Genomic DNA, 16512 nt, shown 5'->3' with positions numbered 1-16512 from the left:
CAATAATTCTTACATGTAAACAGAGAGTTCTTACATGAAAGAATTATTGAAAGGTGATGAAAGAACTTACTTTCACGCGCACCAATCATCCCAACACGTATCGGGATGACGGCCCATTCCCCTCGCGGCGCAACTTGCCCACATCTTCGAGCTTCTTCAACAACCGGTATGCACTGATATAGCTCAGGCCAAACAAATCCATGACATCCGCCGTAGTGACGACACCATCATTTTTTTCGGCGAACTCCAGAACAAGGCCACTGCGCCGGGTGGCATCGATGTCACGCTGGCGCACGTAAGACGCCAGCCCCTCTGAACGTTTGTACACTCGGGCACTCAGCATATACGAACGAGAGCTCCCGCTACCGACCCCCTCTACCAAACCAGCTTCCACCAGATTCTCAACAGCGGACACGATGCGTCGATGCTCCAAATGGGAGAAATCGCACAACTGGACCATAGTAAGCCTACGATGCTCACGCAGCAGCGAGAGCACAATCAGTGACCAGACCGGCAATGGAGCCCCACGTCGACGTTCCTCGTCGCCAATCATGGTCACGAATGCCTCGTCAGGTACCACGCGGCGCAAGAACAAGATAACTTCCTCAGCACTGGACTGTGAATAATCCGGGAAAGAACCGCCTGCCGCAATCGACCCGGCATAGATGGTATCCACACCTCGCCCGGTACGTTCAACATATCCGGCAGCTTTCAAAATCAGAGCAAGCTGCGGATTACGGGAACGCGGTTGTGCAGTAAGCAGGTTATCTTCGGAAACACCCTCTATGAATCCTCCGGGATTAGCTATGGTCAACCCATCATCATCAACCAGGAATCTCACCGAACCCATTCGCGCATAATCGCGATGGCAGAAAGCGTTAATCATTGCCTCACGGAATGCCCCTCGATCGAAGTCTGGCAGATCGACACGAATCAAGCCGCTCATGACTTCGTGGCTGGGATTCCACGGCTCCATCAGCTCGCCTACACGATCAAACATATCCACCAAGGGCAACACGAACGGATCCATATTGACCTTTGGAGACATGCCTTTCATCACTTGAAAAACAGCCGATGCGGCTGGAACCGATCGATGAATAGCATCAACCGAACCAATGGTGAGCAGACCAGCAACAGATGGCTGCAATCCATACGGGCCATCAACAACCAGCTCAAGTGCCCGATCGAAATCCTCATCAGTAAAAGACAACAACGAGTTTTGCGCATTGGCACTGCGAATACGGCTTCTCAACTTGTTCCTTGAGTCTGGATTCAAATCATCCAACCGAGACTCTGGGGCAGGTTGCGCACTGAAATCGTAGAACCGTTGCTGAGATAAACGGCTAATGAATTGGGAAACAAACAGCGGAACGACCTCAGGCGAGCCGTCTGCTTTCAGCCGGCGCTGTAGTGTCTTCCCTTGACTAGTAGACACGATTTGCTGACTGTTACCCACCTCAATACTGACTATCGGCACCTCGTTCTCATACAAGAGCGCCACGCGAGCGGGAAGCTGCGGAACAGTCTTATTGAAAATTAGTGCCGCAAGTCCATTGATATTGCGATGCTCGTCACATACGCCGGTCACAGTGCCATCGTCTTCAATACCGAGATACAGTGTGCCGCCTTCAGTATTGGCTAGAGCCACTACGTTGTCAACAATTTCATCATGCGATTGAGGACGCTTCTGCTCGCTCTTGAACTCAACTGTCAAACTTTCTTTAGTCGGCAACATGAGCATCCCCTTTCACCATCTTGCAATAATTCTTACATGTTAACAGAGAGTTCTTACATGAAAGAATTATTGAAAGGTGATGAAAGGGACAAAGAGACACCCATACTGCCATATCCAGTAACGTAAATCTAATCATCGCCGCTTTCGACATATCCACTATCAGCCGATGGCCGATAGCCGGCAAGTATGAAGCCGAGATATAAGCCTATACACGATTGCCCCTAGCTGATTACCTCCGCTTCGCGCCGGAGGCCCCTTTTTGCTTGGGCTTCTATAGCGGCAATGCGGCAAGCCGACCAATCGCCCATAATGGCACATTCAGCAGCCAGTCATCGTCACGATACCCAGCAAGACTGGTGCGCACTGCTTTATGCAGGTCGAAATGACCAACAGCCACACGCAGGCTTACGAACTTTCGATTCTCCTTTGCCAGCTGCGATGGTAGAGAAGCCCAAACTATACGAATTCTCTCAAGGATACGTAGCGGCGCGTGTTTCGAGAAGTCCCCGTCATAATCATCAAGGAGCACCAAGGTATCTGTCGTGATAGGAACACCTATTTCGAGGCTGATGTTACGCAATATCCTGCTCACATCTAGATCGCCGTCAAAGAAACTCCTCGCACGCTCATTGTTCATGAGGTCGATACGCGCCACTGCCTCATATCGTGTACGCCCGAACTCCTCCGACAGACACATTTTGCCCGTCTGACGGGCGCCTCGGATAATGAGCGGCTTTCTATTTTCGAGACGTCTTCCAAGCCTCAAGCTGCTTCATAGCCGTACGATCCATGACCAATCCCAATCTCCTACAGAAAATGTGCGAGTAAAACACATTTTACGTACAAGAAATGTGTGAGTCGGCAGTGGCAGCGCCGCTCAAACAGTAACGGAACCCTGATATCACAGCATCCGCCAGCCGACAGCGACGGACGACACCCACCACACGATTTCGAGTACACTATAGAACCATTACCCCAGAACGCACAATTTCAAGTATACTGAAAATCAACGTCGATTTAACGACTGTTTTGCAATACACTAGAAATCGGAGGCGTGGAGATGACGGGATATATCGCACGAGACAAGCTCACCGACACGCTGCGCAGCCACCGGAACACCCCGGAGATCAAGGTCCTTACCGGCGTCCGACGGTGCGGGAAAAGCACGCTGCTGGAACATTATGCGCAATCACTGCTCGACGACGGCGTTCCCGCGAGCAATATCTTCACCCGTCGCTTCGATTCCTTCGACACGCCCATCGGATATTCGGCGACCGACCTGCACGCCGACCTGATGCAAGCCACGCAAGAAGCCCAACCCGGGCCCTTCTACGTTTTCCTTGATGAAATACAGGACGTTCCCGGATGGGAGGAAGTGGTTCGCCGGCTGCATTCCCGTGACGACACCGACGTGTATATCACCGGATCGAACGCAAGGCTGCTATCCGGCGAACTGGCGACCCATCTGACGGGTCGCTACATCACCATCCCCGTATATCCGCTCTCCTTCGACGAATACCAACGCCATCATCGGGCTCAGGGAACCACGGATTCCACGGACCAGCTGTTCTCCGAATACATGATGTTCGGCGGCATGCCCGGCCTGTTCGTCACCGGCCAGCCGGATCAGGACAAGGCGACCGAGATACTCACCTCAATCTACGAATCCATTGTGATGAAGGACGTGGCGGGAAGGTACGGCATCCGCGACATCGCCACATTGGAAAAACTCAGCCGATATCTGTTCTCAACGTCGGGGAACCTGTTCTCCGTCAACAAGGTCGCCAACACGCTCACAAGCGCCGGCGCGAACGCCTCCTACGCCACCGTCGACAACCAGATCAGCGCGCTCGAACGCTCGTTCATCGTCTACAGCGCGCAACAGGAACGCATGCGAGGCAAGGAACTGCTGCGCCCGCAACGCAAGTTCTACCCCGTCGACAACGGTTTTCGCAATCTCGCCACGGGTTTCAACGGCTCGGATCGCGGAGCCCAGCTCGAAGGCATCGTCTTCATGGAACTGCAGCGACGCGGTTACGATGTCACCATCGGATCGCTGCCCGACGGCGAGATCGATTTCATCGCGAAGCGCGGAAACGACAAGCAGTACATTCAGGTCACGTTGAACATGACCGAGGAGCAGACCCGGGAGCGGGAATTAGCCCCGCTGCGGCGATTGGGCGACGCATTCCCCCGCACGGTGCTCACCCTCGACTGGCATAGCGAGGGCATGACCGACGAAGGCATCCATATCACCAACGTCATGGATTGGCTCTGCTCGTAGGAACGCGCCGGATACGACGACACGCCGAAGGGGTGCTCACAGAACGGCGGATAGGTTTCGCACAATGGCGGAATTCCAATAGTTGCTTTTCGGCAACAGCGGTTCTGCGAGCACCCCTTCGGCGTGTCGACGTGGTTTCAACCGCTCTCGAAGATGAATACAGCCATCGTTCGGTTTATGGAATCATGATTTAGTAAATTACGCTTCCATAAATGGGGAACAGTGGGACAAGGGGCTGCGGACATTTTCTTGGAGACCGAACGGAAAGATTTTCGTATGTCCGGTCTTGAGGAACGAGAGCGTGCGGTGGGGTTGTATTTCACCACGCCGATGACGACGGCCCAGGTGGTGGAGCATCTGGGTTATCCGACCAGGCAGTGTCTGGAGCGTTGGCCGGCGATGGATTCCCGGTATGCTGGCCATATGGCGAAACCGATCATCCCGCTGGAAACGAGGACCAAGGCGATCGAGCTGGTGCTGGGCGGCATACAGCAGAAGCAGGCCGCCGAACGGCTCGGCGTGAGCGTCGGAGCTGTCCACAACTGGGTCAAGGCGTATCGTGAGGGCGGCATGGCCGCGCTGCAGCCCAGGAACAGGAACGCCAGCCAGACCAACAAGCCCGCGCCGCGACGAAGCCGGAATGCCGGGGACGGCAACGATGACGTGGAGGCGTTGCGCCGCAGGGTCGAGGAACTGGAACTGGAGAACGCGTTGATGCGGGAGGTGGTTGAGGTCGTAAAAAAAGACCCAGGCGCCGACCTGCGGCGCCTGTCGAACAGGGAGAAGACGCTGCTGATCGACCGGTTGAGGCCGGCGTATTCGCTCAGCTCGATGACATGCTTGCTCGCCATCGCGCCCAGCAGCTACCACTACCACCACGCCCGGCTCGCCATTGACAAATACGCCGGTGTGCGCGTCAGGGTGGCCGAGGCGTTCGCCGCTTCCAAGGGCAGGTACGGGTACCGCCGCATCAAGGCCATGCTCAGGACCGGCGTCTCGGAGAAGGTGATCCGCCGGATCATGGCCGAGGACGGGCTCGTGGCGCACGCGCCCAAACGGCGCAGGTATAGTTCCTACGAGGGCGAGACGACGCCGGCTCCCGACAACCTCGTCAACCGCGAATTTACGGCCGAACGGCCGAATGAGAAGTGGCTGACGGACATCAGCGAGATCAAGGCCAGGGACGGGAAGGTGTACCTCTCGCCGATGATCGACTGTCACGATGGCAAGATCGTCGCGTACACGGCCGGTTTCAGTCCCAACGCGGAGCTCGCCAACAGGATGCTCGTCAAGGCCGCGGAAACGCTGCCGGAGGGGGTGAAGCCCCTGGTGCATTCCGATCGCGGCTGCCATTACCGGTGGCCCGGATGGCTGGACCTCATGGAACGGTACGGCCTGACGCGGTCAATGAGCGCGAAGGGCTGTTCCCCGGACAACGCCGCCGCGGAGGGGTTCTTCGGTCGAATGAAGACGGAATCCGTCTATCCCGAGCATTGGGAGAAACGCACACGCGACGAGGTGCTCATCCTGATCGACGATTACATCCGCTGGTACAACCACGAGCGCATCAAACGGTCGCTTGGTTGGATGAGTCCTGTACAATACCGTCAAAGCCAGGGAATGGCTGCGTGACCATCTCCAAGAAAATGTCCGCAGCCCCTTATCGGATATGCCTGCGTGGAATCCAAATTTGCGCTCCAAGAGTGCAATACGCACTTCAGATACCAGACATTTTGTCGATCCCTCCATCGCAGCGGCAGCATTAGGAATCGGGCCAGCCGGCCTCATCAAAGATCTCGAGACTTTTGGACTGTTGTTTGAAAGTATGTGCGTACGAGACTTCCGCGTATACGCAGACGCCCTCGATGGCGATGTGTTCCACTTCCGCGACAGAACTGGGCTTGAGTGCGATGCGGTCCTTCACCTGCGGGATGGCCGATACGGGCTCATCGAAGTCAAGCTGGGAGGGAACCGACTCATCGAAGAAGGTGCTGCCAACCTAATAAAGCTCGCCGACAAAATCGACACCACCACCATGTCAAAACCCAGTTTCCTTATGGTGGCGACAGGCACAGGTGAATACAGTTTCACCCGCCGAGACGGTGTCATGGTGGCCCCCATCAGAACGCTTAGACCATAGCATTGCCAGGGGTGAAACAACGGTTCTGCCAAAATCGGGCGTGTCAATCGATGCACGCCGTGATTTTGGCAGAACCGTTGTGTTCCAAGGGATATGCCGCGTCCACGAGCAGACGTCGTGTATCGACCACATCAATACCCTCATATAACTGTTTTCGATGTGAGAAAGCTCACGGTCTCCAACCGCAGAAACCAGCCACAGCAACCCCATAACAGCGTTATAGTTCTGTTTGTCGGCGTCGACAAGAGCCAGCAGCGCCGATGAAATGCACACCAAGGATGTTTAGCGAATTGTTCGCAGTTCGCACGATTCGATTTGATTCGATTCGTGCAGCCCGGATGGTTCACGGGGGCATGCCGTCGTGATGTGCGTGGATATGGGCGGTGCGACTCTCGTTCGGGTCGGCAGGTCATCGTACACCAGTTACGAAAGGATCCGTCCATATATGGCAAGGTTTACCGAGAATCGTTGGACCAGCGCGATTATTCCCGCACTGCTGATTCATATCCCAATCGGTACCGTCTATTGCTGGAGCGTGTTCAAGCAGCTTATCGCTGACCGTCTCCACGCCAGCCCCGCCTCCGTGGAATGGGGCTTCTCACTCGCCATCTTCTTCCTCGGCATGTCCGCCGCGTTTGCCGGGCCAATGGTGGAGAAAAACATCAAGAAATCCGCACTCGTCTCCATGGTCTGCTTCGTGGTCGGCTTCGCCGGCACGGGCGTGAGCATCGCCCTGAACTTCCTGCCGGGCGTGTTCATCTGTTATGGCGCGATCATGGGCATCGGCCTGGGCGTCGGTTATCTGACTCCGGTCAAGAACCTGATGCTTTGGTTCGCCGACAACAAGGGCCTCGCCACCGGCATCGCCGTCGCCGGCTTCGGCCTGGCCAAGGCCATTGCCAGCCCACTGATGGAATATCTCATCGGCACGGTTGGCCTGGTCAGCATGTTCTTCATCCTCGCCGCGGTCTACGCGGTGATGATGTTCGTCGGCTTCCTGATCATCAAGCGTCCGGCCGGCTGGGTGTACGATCCCGCGACCTCACACGTCAGCCGCAAGACAATCCTCAAGAAGCCCGTGTTCTGGGGCATCTGGATAGCCTTCTATATCAACATCACCTGCGGCCTGGCCCTCATCAGCCAAGAGAAGGACATCCTGCACGATGTGCTCAAGGCCTTCCCGCAGTATGCCAACCTGAGCCCCGCCAAGTTTGCCGCCGCCATCTCCGGCATCATCGGACTGGTGCTCGCCGTGGACTCCGTGTTCAACACGGCTGGCCGCGTGGGCTTCTCCACACTCTCCGACCACCTGAAGCGCCGCGAGACCGTCTATCAGGTAATCTTCATCATGTCGATTGCCGTGTGCTTGCTGCAGATCTTCACCAACAGCATCGACAACGCTCTGCTGTGGGCCGTGCTGGCCATGCTGTTCCTCGTCAACGCGGGCTATGGTGGCGGTTTTTCGACGCTGCCCGTGCTGCTTGATCAGCACTTCGGCACCAAAACCGTCTCCACCACGCACGGTCTGACGCTGAGCGCCTGGGCGTTCGCTGGTCTGTCCGGCAACCAGTTGGCCTCGTTCGTAGTTGCCCACGCGCCTGATCAGGCCCACCGCTACGCCGCACTCATCCCGGTGCTCACCGGACTGTTCGTTGTGGCCCTGATCAGCATCAGCTTGGTCAAGTACCTCGGCGACAGAAACGTCACGAAGGCCGTCGAAGACCGAGGCTGAGCTGCCGCAAAACAACGATTCTGCCGGAGTCGGGCGCATCGATCGCATCAATCGATGTACGTCACGATTTTGGCAGAATTGTTGTTGTTACTGTTGAGTACCTGAGGTCGTGCGGCTTACGCGCCGACCAGTTCGAGCATTTGGGGGATGCTCTTTTTGCCGAATTCGACTTGCTGGGTGCCGTTGGCGTGGGTGATGACGATGCAGGGCACGCTCATCGCGCCGTACTGGTCCTTAAGTTCGGGGAAGTGCGAGACGTCGTAGGCTTCGGCGCGCACGGCCGGGCTCAGGGAGGCAATGCGCTGGGAAGCAAGCACGGTTTCCGGGCACATCGTGCAGGTGAGCGAGACGAGGATCATGATGTTCAGCGGGTCCGTGATGGACTTCGCGCGTTCGACCAGGTCATCGCCCAGCGGCTGGCCGGGACCGGCCGCGTTGTACAGGCCAAGCACGAACGAGTTGAACTCGTGGCCGGAAGGTACGCCGTGGAAGGCCAGACCGGTGAAGACCAGTGAACCATTGCCGTCCTTGCCGGCCTTGCCGTCGCCCTCAGCCGGCACGCAGATGCGTACAGTTGGGCGGGCGAGCGGCAGGACGCCGGCGACGTCGAATGTGGCGCGGCCGGAATCGTCCAACGAACCATAAGTGGGCAGTTCGGTGCCGTCCGGCAAAGTGACGGCCAATGGCTCGCCAACCACCAAAGAAGTAGGCGCAGAAGCACCATCCACCGCCGTGATCAGCCCTGCGGCATCGACGGCGACCGAGTTCAGCTTGCCATTCGACAACGCGACTATCTCGCCGATGAAGCCCTGCAATTCCGCCGAAAGCGGGGTGCTGTCCAGCTCAAGGGCAAGGGTGACCGGGCGGGTCATGCGGCCGAAGACCACGCCAAGCTGCTGCTTGATGGCGGCGGAGAACAGTTCGCCGGACTTCTTGGCGGCGTTGGATGCGGCATCGGCGCTGCGTTTGGCGGGAGCCGGGGCGGGCGTCGTGCCAGCGGCCGAGGCTGCGGAGGCGGCCTTGGCCTCGGACTCCTCATAAGCGGAAGCAGTGGGACGCGGCGGCAGCAAGCCGGTTTTCTCGCTCATCTGCTTGGCATAACGCTCCAGTTCCACGGCGGCAATCGCGCCGTCGGCGGTGGCGGTGACCACTTGGCGCAGGTTCTTGACGCGCAGATCGCCGGCCGCGTACACGCCCGGCACCGAGGTTCTGAGGTAGTCGTGCGTGACCACGTAACCGTGGTCGTCGAGCTCCACCACGCCGCGCACCAAATCGGTGGCGGGCACATAGCCGGCGAACACGAAGACGCCGAAGGTGCCGGCGTCGGCGGGCTTCCACGTTTCGGTCTGGCCGGTGGCAAGGTTCAGGATCGAGGCTTCTCGCAGGCCGCCTTGGCCGGCGGTGACGCCCTTCAGCTCGACCTGATAACGCACGTCGATCTTCGGGTTGTTCTTGGCTTCGGCGGCCACTGCGGCGTCGCATGTGAAGTCCGGTTCGCGCACGAGCACGGTGACTTTGGAGGCGTATTTGGTCAGGAACACGGATTCCTCGGCTGCGGCGAATCCGCCGCCGACCACCAGTACTTCCTTGCCGGTGAAGAACTCGCCGTCGCAGGTGGCACAGTAGGCCACGCCACGGCCGGCGTATTCGGCCTCGCCCTCGAAGCCCAGCTTGCGCGGGCTGGCGCCGGCGGCGATGAGGATGCCGAACGTCTTGAGGTCGCCGCGTGAGGTGTGCACGGTTTTGATGTCACCATCCACGTCGAGACCGGTGGCTTCGGCGGAGAGGAATTCGGCACCAAAGTCCTGAGCCTGCTGACGCATGGTTTGGGTGAGCGCGCGGCCCGTGGTGCGGCCCACGCCCGGATAATTGACGACTTCGTTGGTGATGGTGATCTGGCCGCCGAAATCATCTTTTTCAAGAATCAGCACACGGTAGCGAGCGCGGGCCAAGTACAGGCCGGCCGTCAGGCCAGCCGGCCCGCCACCAATGACGACGACGTCATAGAGATTGTTGGTCTGAGTCATGAAAACTCCCTTACATACACTGGCTCCCCTCTCTGAGGGGAGCTGTCGTAGTGAGACTGAGGGGAGCATATCGGATCAGGCTAGCTCTCGCGAGCACTCCCCCCAGTCGCTTTCAGCGACAGCTCCCCTCAGAGAGGGGAGCCAAGGTTACCGCCTATTCAGTGTCGATCACAGCTGGCCGACGAGGTCGAGGCTGGGCTCGATGGTTTCCTCGCCAGGGGTCCAGTTGGCGGGGCAGACCTGGTCGCCGTGCTCGTAGACGAACTGGGAGGCCTGCACGCGGCGCAGCAGCTCCTCGGCGTTGCGGCCCACGTTGGAGGAGATGACCTCGTAGGCCACGACCTTGCCCTCGGGGCTCACGATGAAGTCGCCGCGCTCGGCCATGCCATCGGCCTCGTTGTAGGTGTCGAGATCCTTGGCCAGCAGGGCGGTCGGGTCGGCAAGCATCGGGTACTCGATCTTGGCGATCTTCTCGTTGGCGTCGTGCCAGGCCTTGTGCACGAAGTGGGTGTCGCAGGAGACGGAGTAGATCTCGCAGCCAATTTCCTTGAACTTGGCGTAGTTCTTGGCCAGGTCTTCAAGCTCGGTGGGGCACACGAAGGTGAAGTCGGCCGGGTAGAAGAAGAACAGGGACCAGTGGCCGAGCACATCGTCCTTGGTCACTTCGTGGAACTCGTTGTTCTGGAATGCGTTCACCTTGAAATCGGTCAGTTCATGCTGCAGAAGAGTCATCATCGGTCCTTTCGGGAATTGTTAATCTTCAAGCGTTTACCATCACCTATCGTAATGTGGTGAGCCACGGCTCGCGCGGGTGTAACGTATGAGCCTTATCACACCACCCGCAACCCTTGTGCCCAAATGGCCGTTGCCCCAATCACGACTATGCGCGAATACTCGCTAATATGGCAATCAGCAGCCCGCTGATAATGGAGGTTTCATGGCTCAGTCAGACTTTGAACAGGAATCGACCGCAAACGCAACGTGGAGTCGCATGCTGCAAGGCAACCGGCGCTTTGCCGAGGGCAAGCCCGACCATCCATGGCAGGATCAGGAGACCCGTCAAACGTTGCTTGATGGCCAGAACCCGGATGCCGCGGTGCTTTCCTGCTCGGACTCGCGCGTGCCTCCGGAAATCATTTTTGATCAGGGCCTGGGCGATCTGTTCACCGTGCGCACCGCTGGGCAACTCATCGATAGTGCAGTTATCGCCTCGCTGGAGTACGCGGTCAAGAAACTGCATGTCAGCCTGATCTGTGTGCTCGGTCACGAGCACTGCGGCGCAATCGAGGCCGCCGAGCAGGAGCTGGATGACCTGATGCACACCATCACTTCCGAAGCCGACGGCTCACTGGAGGCCGCGGACGCGATGGACGACCTCGACGAGCACATCGCCGCCGCCGAATCGATTATTCTGCGCCAGGCCGGCATGTCCGTCTGGCAGGCGCGCGAAGCCGAGCTCGACGCGCATGAAGATATCGAGCGTGTGCATGTGGCCCACACCATTGAGACGCTGGTGGAACAATCCCCCATTATCCAGCAGGCATTGGCCGCCGACCAGTTGATGATCGTCGGCGCCCGTTACCAGCTCAGCACCGGCAAGGTCGAGGTGCTGAGTTTCTGACCATCAGTCAGGACTTGTTTGCCGGGTGCAATGTGTTCGCGGTACATCTGTGTTAAGAGAGATTGAAGTACACGGAAATCTGAACCAATGCCGCCTACCCTTACTATCCATTATGGATCTGCCACATGTACCGCCAACCCGGCCCTCGCACATCTGCAACAGCAACCCCGCCCAGCAGCAGTGGCAACGACGACAGTATCGCCAGTGCCAGTATCACCCGTATCCCCGTCACCCGCATCTTCCTCCGCATCCCCTTCCCCATCGGATGCCGTCGGCACTGTTCTGGCAGGCAGCACGCAAGCGGTAAGGCTCGAGTCCCAGCTCACAACCAACCGCGTGCACGGGTCCTTCAGCCCCGAACTGCTGATTCTCGACGAACCGACCTCGGGCCTCGACCCGGCGCTGGATCTTACGGTGATGACCATGTTGCGCCAGCTGGCGGATGCAGGCCGAATCCACCATCACGCGGCACACCGAGCATGAGTAACCGGCAAAGCCATTCCGCATCAAACAGACCATCACTCTGGTGATTCGTCAACTGCTTGTGCTCGTCATACTGGGCGCCTGTTCTATGGGATCGGCTTTGTCCGTGCGAGACATCGTCTTCGAGCGAGCGATTTACGACCGCGAGCGCGCGGTGGGCTTGGCGCCCACGTCATACACCGCCTCGAAACTCATCGTGATGGGTTTGCAAACCTTGTTGCAGGCGGCGATTCTGACCACTGCGGTCAGCCTCGGCAAGCCCGGCCCGGACCACGGTGTGGTCACTGATTCCGGCATACCCGAACTGGTGTTGGCGATCTGGCTGACTGCGTGGACTTCCGCATTGTTGGGCGAGGTCGGCTCGGCGTTGGTGAAGTCAGGAGAACAGACGGTGCCATTGCTGGTGGTGCTGGTTATGGCCCAGTTGGTGTTCTCCAGCGGCATGATTACGGTCACTGGCCGCGACAGTCTCGAATTGGTCAGCATGATCTTCCCCGGGCGTTGGGGCTTCTCCGCCGCCGCCTCGGATATCGGGCTCAACGATCTGCTGTATGGCCCCACCAAGGTGCCGATGTTCAAAAAAAGGATGATCTGTGGGAGCGCACCCACGGATCAGTTCTGGTTCAACATTGGCATTCTGGGGATTATGGTGGTCGTCTTCACCATTGTGCTGCGTATTTGCGTCAGCAATGCCGTGGCCAAGATGCGTCGGCATTCGTAGAACCGGATTGCAACTCGCCTGCAACCGGCTTACTTCATTCATTAGGTCAATTATGCGTTCATTTGGTCGCTGGACCCCGATACCGACTATTGAAATGCTGCCATTCCAACACCTCACCATGCCGGCAACCCACCAAATGAACGCATAATTGACCTAATGAATGAACCCAACCCGATATTTGGTGCTACAACGACTGCAAATACTGCCCCAAATGCGGCACCGCAAATTCCAGCTGCCCATGACCTGCCGGGCGAATGAGGTTATCCTTGATAAGAACCGCCCGGTACTTGCTCACCCAGCTTCGACTTCTGCGCGCACGATCCGCAATATCACCCACCTGCGTGGGATTTGGCGAATCCTTGGCCATGGCCGCGAGGAACAGCCTCTCTGCACTGGTGGTGCCATCCAGCGCTGGAGCGCATACGGCATCGTCGAAGGCGAGCAACGCATCGGAAACACCGGTCGACACGTCGTCCGCGGTAATGACATCTGAACCTCGACGCTGCGCAGATTGCCACATGTAGTAGCCAACAAGCTGCACCATGTACGGGTATCCTTCAGACTGGCGAGCGGCTTCAAGCGCATCTTCCCCACTGATGGTCTTGCCGGAATCCGCAACTGTTTCCAGGAACGCATTCTTGACGTCTGGAAGCGGCACGTTATCCAATTCGCGGCGTAGCGCACGGCGCAGGAATGTGGTTACCTCGTTATCCAGCAAATCGTTGACCATATACGGCAAGCCGGCAAATACGATGGCAACGCCCTTCTTATCCTCATCAGGCGTATCACTTTCATCGGCATCCGTAATGACGTGCTGCACGGCTGTAGCAATGGCAACCAAATCATCGTGTGAGGCCGCTTGCGTCTCATCGATGGTGATGAGAATGCCCTTCCCTTTGCCGAGTTTCTTACTGCCCAGCCGCTTGTTCAACGCGTTGCGCAACGTCAGCGGATTGGATTCCGCGGAAAAGTACGCTTGCCCGAGACTCGCCGTGGCAATGCCGGAAATTCCAATGGAAGGACTGATATTGGCCTGATCCAGACGCAATCCCGAAGGCGATAATGCCGCTATGAGTCTCGTGACCAGTCCTGCGGACGCCGTCTCTCCAATGACTTCCCAATGCTGCGCTTTGGCGATGCGCCGAAATTCGGTGAGCATAACCGTCTTTCCGAAGCCGCGCTGCCCGGTGACCAGCATGATGCGCCCAGGAGCCCCTACCCCGTTGGTCAGCGCCTCGGAAAAATCTTCGATAATGGAGTGCCGGCCAATAAGAATCGGCGGCATTTTACCGGCGGTTGGTTTGAAGGGATTGACTGCCATGACCACACTCCTGCCCACAACACATACCATCTGCCACGATTGCGTACCATATTACACGATTGCGTACCAAATTACACGAAATTACACCATATGACACGATTGCGTATCATTGCGTACTCTTTCACACCATCACACACGTCAACACACATCACGCCTCACATAGCCAGCGCAGCTAGCAAACCCTGCCCAGCCAGCACACCCCAATTTGACGTGCCACTCCCCTAGAGTTAAAGGCATGTCACTTGGTTTGAACATCCTCCTGATTTTTGTATTTCTCGTTATCGGTTCCGTGTTCTCCGGCACCGAGTTGGCATTGGTCTCTCTGCGCGGCTCGCAGATCGAGCAAATGGAGCAGGAGGACGCTCGCGGCGCCAAAGTCGCCAAAATCGCACGTGACCCGAACACCTTCCTCTCCACCGTGCAGATCGGCGTGACGCTCTCCGGCTTCCTGTCCGCCTCGTTCGGCGCCTCTTCCATCGCCCCCTACCTGATTCCGGTGGTCGAAAGCTGGGGTGTGCACCCCGGCATCGCCGGCGGCCTGGTGAACATCATCCTGACCCTCATCATCTCCTACTGCTCCATCGTTATCTCCGAGATGGTGCCCAAGCGCATCGCCATGCAGCGCACCGAGCAGATCGCGCGCGCCGTGGTGCCCGCCATCGACGCCTTCGCCGCCGTCTGCCGCCCGATCATCTGGCTCATCGGCAAGAACACGAACGGCATCGTCCGCCTGCTCGGCTTCGACCCGCAGCAGACCGAGTCCGAGGTGTCCGACGACGAGCTGCGCGTGCTGGTCAGCTCCAACACCAACCTCTCCAAGGACGAACGCACGATTCTGGACGATGTGTTCGATGCGTCCGAAACCATCGTCGCCGAGGTGATGCGCCCGCGTGCCGACGTGGTCTTCATCGAGGGCGACCAGCCCCTGGCCGAGGCCGCCGCGTTCGTACGCGACCAGCCGTACTCCCGTTACCCGGTGACCGGCAAGGATTTCGACGACGTGATCGGCTTCGTGCATGTGCGCGATCTGCTGGACGTGCGCGATCCGAACGCCAAGATCGTGCGCGATGTGGTGCGCGAAGGCATCTCCCTGCCCGGCACCTCCAAGCTGCTGCCGAGCCTGGAACTGCTGCGTAAGCGCGGCATCCATCTGGCCGTGGTCATCGACGAGTACGGCGGCACGGACGGCATCGTGACGCTTGAGGATATGACTGAGGAGCTTGTGGGCGATATTCGCGATGAGTACGATCTGCCCAGCGAGAAGGGCGGCGAACGCACCACCCGCACCGCGTTCGTCAATGGTGTGGCCACGATCGAGGCCAGCATGACCATTGAGGACTTCGCCGATCTGACCGGCATCGAATTGGAGGACGGCCCGTACGAGACGGTCGCCGGCTACTTCCTGTCCAAGACCGGCAAGATGGGTGCGATGGGCGACGTGCTGCATTCCGACGACGGCTACAACATGGTCATCACCAAGGTGGATGGCCGCCGCATCGAAACCATCGAAGTCCGCAAAGCCGGTGCCCCGGACCATGCGCCACTGCCGGAGGAACCCCAAACCGACGACGCCAACTAACCGCGTTTTGCAAAAACTCTCACTGAGCCGCTGCCAGTGAGAGTTTTTTGCAATTGGTCCTAATAGTCACGTGATATTCACCACCTATTTGTTCGGCCCGGGGCAGAACCGCAGATCGTAGAATTGAAGAGCAACGTTCCACCGATAGAAAGAAGGAACATTATGACACTTGCATTTGTTATGCCGGGCCTTGATGAAGCGGCCAGTGAGAAGGCCATCGCCATCCTGCAGAACCGACTGAGCCAGGAGCAGGAGGCCGCTCTGGTCCTGAAGCACGCACACTGGAACGTGACCGGCCCGAACTTCATCGCCGTTCACGAGATGCTTGACCCCGAGGTCGAGGCCGTGCTGGCTCAGGCCGACGAGACCGCCGAGCGCATCGCCACTCTGGGCGGCACCCCGGACGGCCGCGCGGACGCCATCGTGCGCAACCGCACATGGAAGTCGTTCGACGCCGAGGGCCGCGTAGGCACCGAGGAGTACCTCAAGGCGCTGATCGAGTACTACGACGCCTTCATCGCCGACGACCGCAAGGCCATCGCTGAGCTGGATGAGCTGGACGTCATCAGCTCCAACGTCATCCAGGATCACGTGCAGGAACTCGAAAAGTTCCAGTGGTTCATGCGCTCTCACCTGGCATAAGTAAAAGCTGTATTCCGTGGCTCCCCTCAAAGAGGGGAGCCACTTTCGTCTCACGTGAAATAGAGAGTCTCCACATACATAAGTTGGAAAAGTGTATAAAACTCCCCATTTTGAGGTTGGAAAACGTAGCCAAAACCGCATTCTTATGGTTGGAAAAGTGTAAAATATGCTCTATAAACAGTTGGAAAACGTGCCCAGCATAGATGCAAGGCCTACAAATGACTGGA

General features: G+C 58.0%; 13 protein-coding genes and 1 pseudogene. 9 read left to right on the top strand and 5 right to left on the bottom strand.

Annotation, left to right across the window (positions count from 1 at the left end):
- Nucleotides 1-85: 85 nt before the first annotated feature.
- Both MMB48_RS00205 and MMB48_RS00200 read right to left on the bottom strand, forming a co-directional pair.
- Entirely contained in the window at nucleotides 86-1741 is a 1656-nt protein-coding gene (locus tag MMB48_RS00205) for an RNA-binding domain-containing protein (protein ID WP_032745115.1), read from the bottom strand.
- Nucleotides 1742-2006: 265 nt separating this feature from the next.
- Nucleotides 2007-2390, bottom strand: a complete 384-nt coding sequence (locus MMB48_RS00200) for a hypothetical protein (protein WP_230581281.1) — start codon at nucleotides 2388-2390, stop codon at nucleotides 2007-2009.
- A 405-nt stretch (nucleotides 2391-2795) separates the two neighbouring features.
- On the opposite strand from MMB48_RS00200, the gene MMB48_RS00195 reads away from it, so the two are divergent.
- From MMB48_RS00195 to MMB48_RS00180, 4 genes and pseudogenes are all read left to right on the top strand, one after another.
- Nucleotides 2796-4019 carry an ATP-binding protein gene (locus tag MMB48_RS00195; RefSeq protein WP_032745117.1) on the top strand — a complete coding sequence of 408 codons (1224 nt, stop codon included), beginning with the start codon at nucleotides 2796-2798 and terminating at the stop codon, nucleotides 4017-4019.
- A 276-nt stretch (nucleotides 4020-4295) separates the two neighbouring features.
- Complete coding sequence (locus tag MMB48_RS00190) at nucleotides 4296-5651, top strand: IS3 family transposase (RefSeq protein ID WP_176338714.1); 1356 nt, start codon at nucleotides 4296-4298, stop codon at nucleotides 5649-5651.
- Nucleotides 5652-5679: 28 nt separating this feature from the next.
- Nucleotides 5680-6159 (top strand): annotated as a pseudogene (locus MMB48_RS00185) (DUF4143 domain-containing protein); the annotation flags it as partial.
- Between the two features lie 445 nt (nucleotides 6160-6604).
- Nucleotides 6605-7891, top strand: a complete 1287-nt coding sequence (locus MMB48_RS00180; protein WP_265074933.1) for an OFA family MFS transporter — start codon at nucleotides 6605-6607, stop codon at nucleotides 7889-7891.
- Nucleotides 7892-8007: 116 nt separating this feature from the next.
- On the opposite strand, the gene MMB48_RS00175 is transcribed toward MMB48_RS00180, so the two are convergent.
- Both MMB48_RS00175 and ahpC read right to left on the bottom strand, forming a co-directional pair.
- Nucleotides 8008-9918 carry an FAD-dependent oxidoreductase gene (locus MMB48_RS00175; RefSeq protein ID WP_032743409.1) on the bottom strand — a complete coding sequence of 637 codons (1911 nt, stop codon included), beginning with the start codon at nucleotides 9916-9918 and terminating at the stop codon, nucleotides 8008-8010.
- A 168-nt stretch (nucleotides 9919-10086) separates the two neighbouring features.
- The gene (gene ahpC, locus MMB48_RS00170; RefSeq protein ID WP_012472063.1) at nucleotides 10087-10650 is read right to left on the bottom strand and encodes an alkyl hydroperoxide reductase subunit C; all 564 of its coding nucleotides are present in this window, start codon (nucleotides 10648-10650) and stop codon (nucleotides 10087-10089) included.
- A gap of 205 nt (nucleotides 10651-10855) precedes the next feature.
- Here ahpC and MMB48_RS00165 point away from each other — a divergent pair, with 205 nt between their 5' ends.
- The 3 genes from MMB48_RS00165 (at nucleotide 10856) to MMB48_RS00155 (ending at nucleotide 12743) form a co-directional block, all read left to right on the top strand.
- Entirely contained in the window at nucleotides 10856-11539 is a 684-nt protein-coding gene (locus tag MMB48_RS00165) for a carbonic anhydrase (protein ID WP_014484461.1), read from the top strand.
- Between the two features lie 336 nt (nucleotides 11540-11875).
- The gene (locus MMB48_RS00160) at nucleotides 11876-12022 is read left to right on the top strand and encodes a hypothetical protein (protein ID WP_158082770.1); all 147 of its coding nucleotides are present in this window, start codon (nucleotides 11876-11878) and stop codon (nucleotides 12020-12022) included.
- Nucleotides 12023-12065: 43 nt separating this feature from the next.
- Nucleotides 12066-12743, top strand: coding sequence for an ABC transporter permease (locus MMB48_RS00155; protein ID WP_136527146.1), 678 nt, complete (start codon nucleotides 12066-12068; stop codon nucleotides 12741-12743).
- 184 nt (nucleotides 12744-12927) lie between these two features.
- On the opposite strand, the gene MMB48_RS00150 is transcribed toward MMB48_RS00155, so the two are convergent.
- Nucleotides 12928-14064: an AAA family ATPase gene (locus MMB48_RS00150; protein WP_032743411.1), complete on the bottom strand. Its 1137-nt coding sequence runs from the start codon at nucleotides 14062-14064 to the stop codon at nucleotides 12928-12930.
- A 235-nt stretch (nucleotides 14065-14299) separates the two neighbouring features.
- On the opposite strand from MMB48_RS00150, the gene MMB48_RS00145 reads away from it, so the two are divergent.
- Together MMB48_RS00145 and MMB48_RS00140 are read left to right on the top strand one after the other, a co-directional pair.
- Nucleotides 14300-15643: a hemolysin family protein gene (locus tag MMB48_RS00145; RefSeq protein ID WP_003827889.1), complete on the top strand. Its 1344-nt coding sequence runs from the start codon at nucleotides 14300-14302 to the stop codon at nucleotides 15641-15643.
- A gap of 162 nt (nucleotides 15644-15805) precedes the next feature.
- The gene (locus MMB48_RS00140) at nucleotides 15806-16285 is read left to right on the top strand and encodes a Dps family protein (protein ID WP_032743412.1); all 480 of its coding nucleotides are present in this window, start codon (nucleotides 15806-15808) and stop codon (nucleotides 16283-16285) included.
- Nucleotides 16286-16512 lie beyond the last annotated feature (227 nt).

Origin of the sequence: Bifidobacterium sp. FKU (genome assembly GCF_026016385.1) — a bacterium.
In the GTDB taxonomy this organism is placed as follows: Bacteria; Actinomycetota; Actinomycetes; order Actinomycetales; family Bifidobacteriaceae; genus Bifidobacterium; species Bifidobacterium infantis.
The sequence above is the reverse complement of the archived record's forward strand: the minus strand, read 5'-3'. Positions and strand labels throughout refer to the sequence as shown.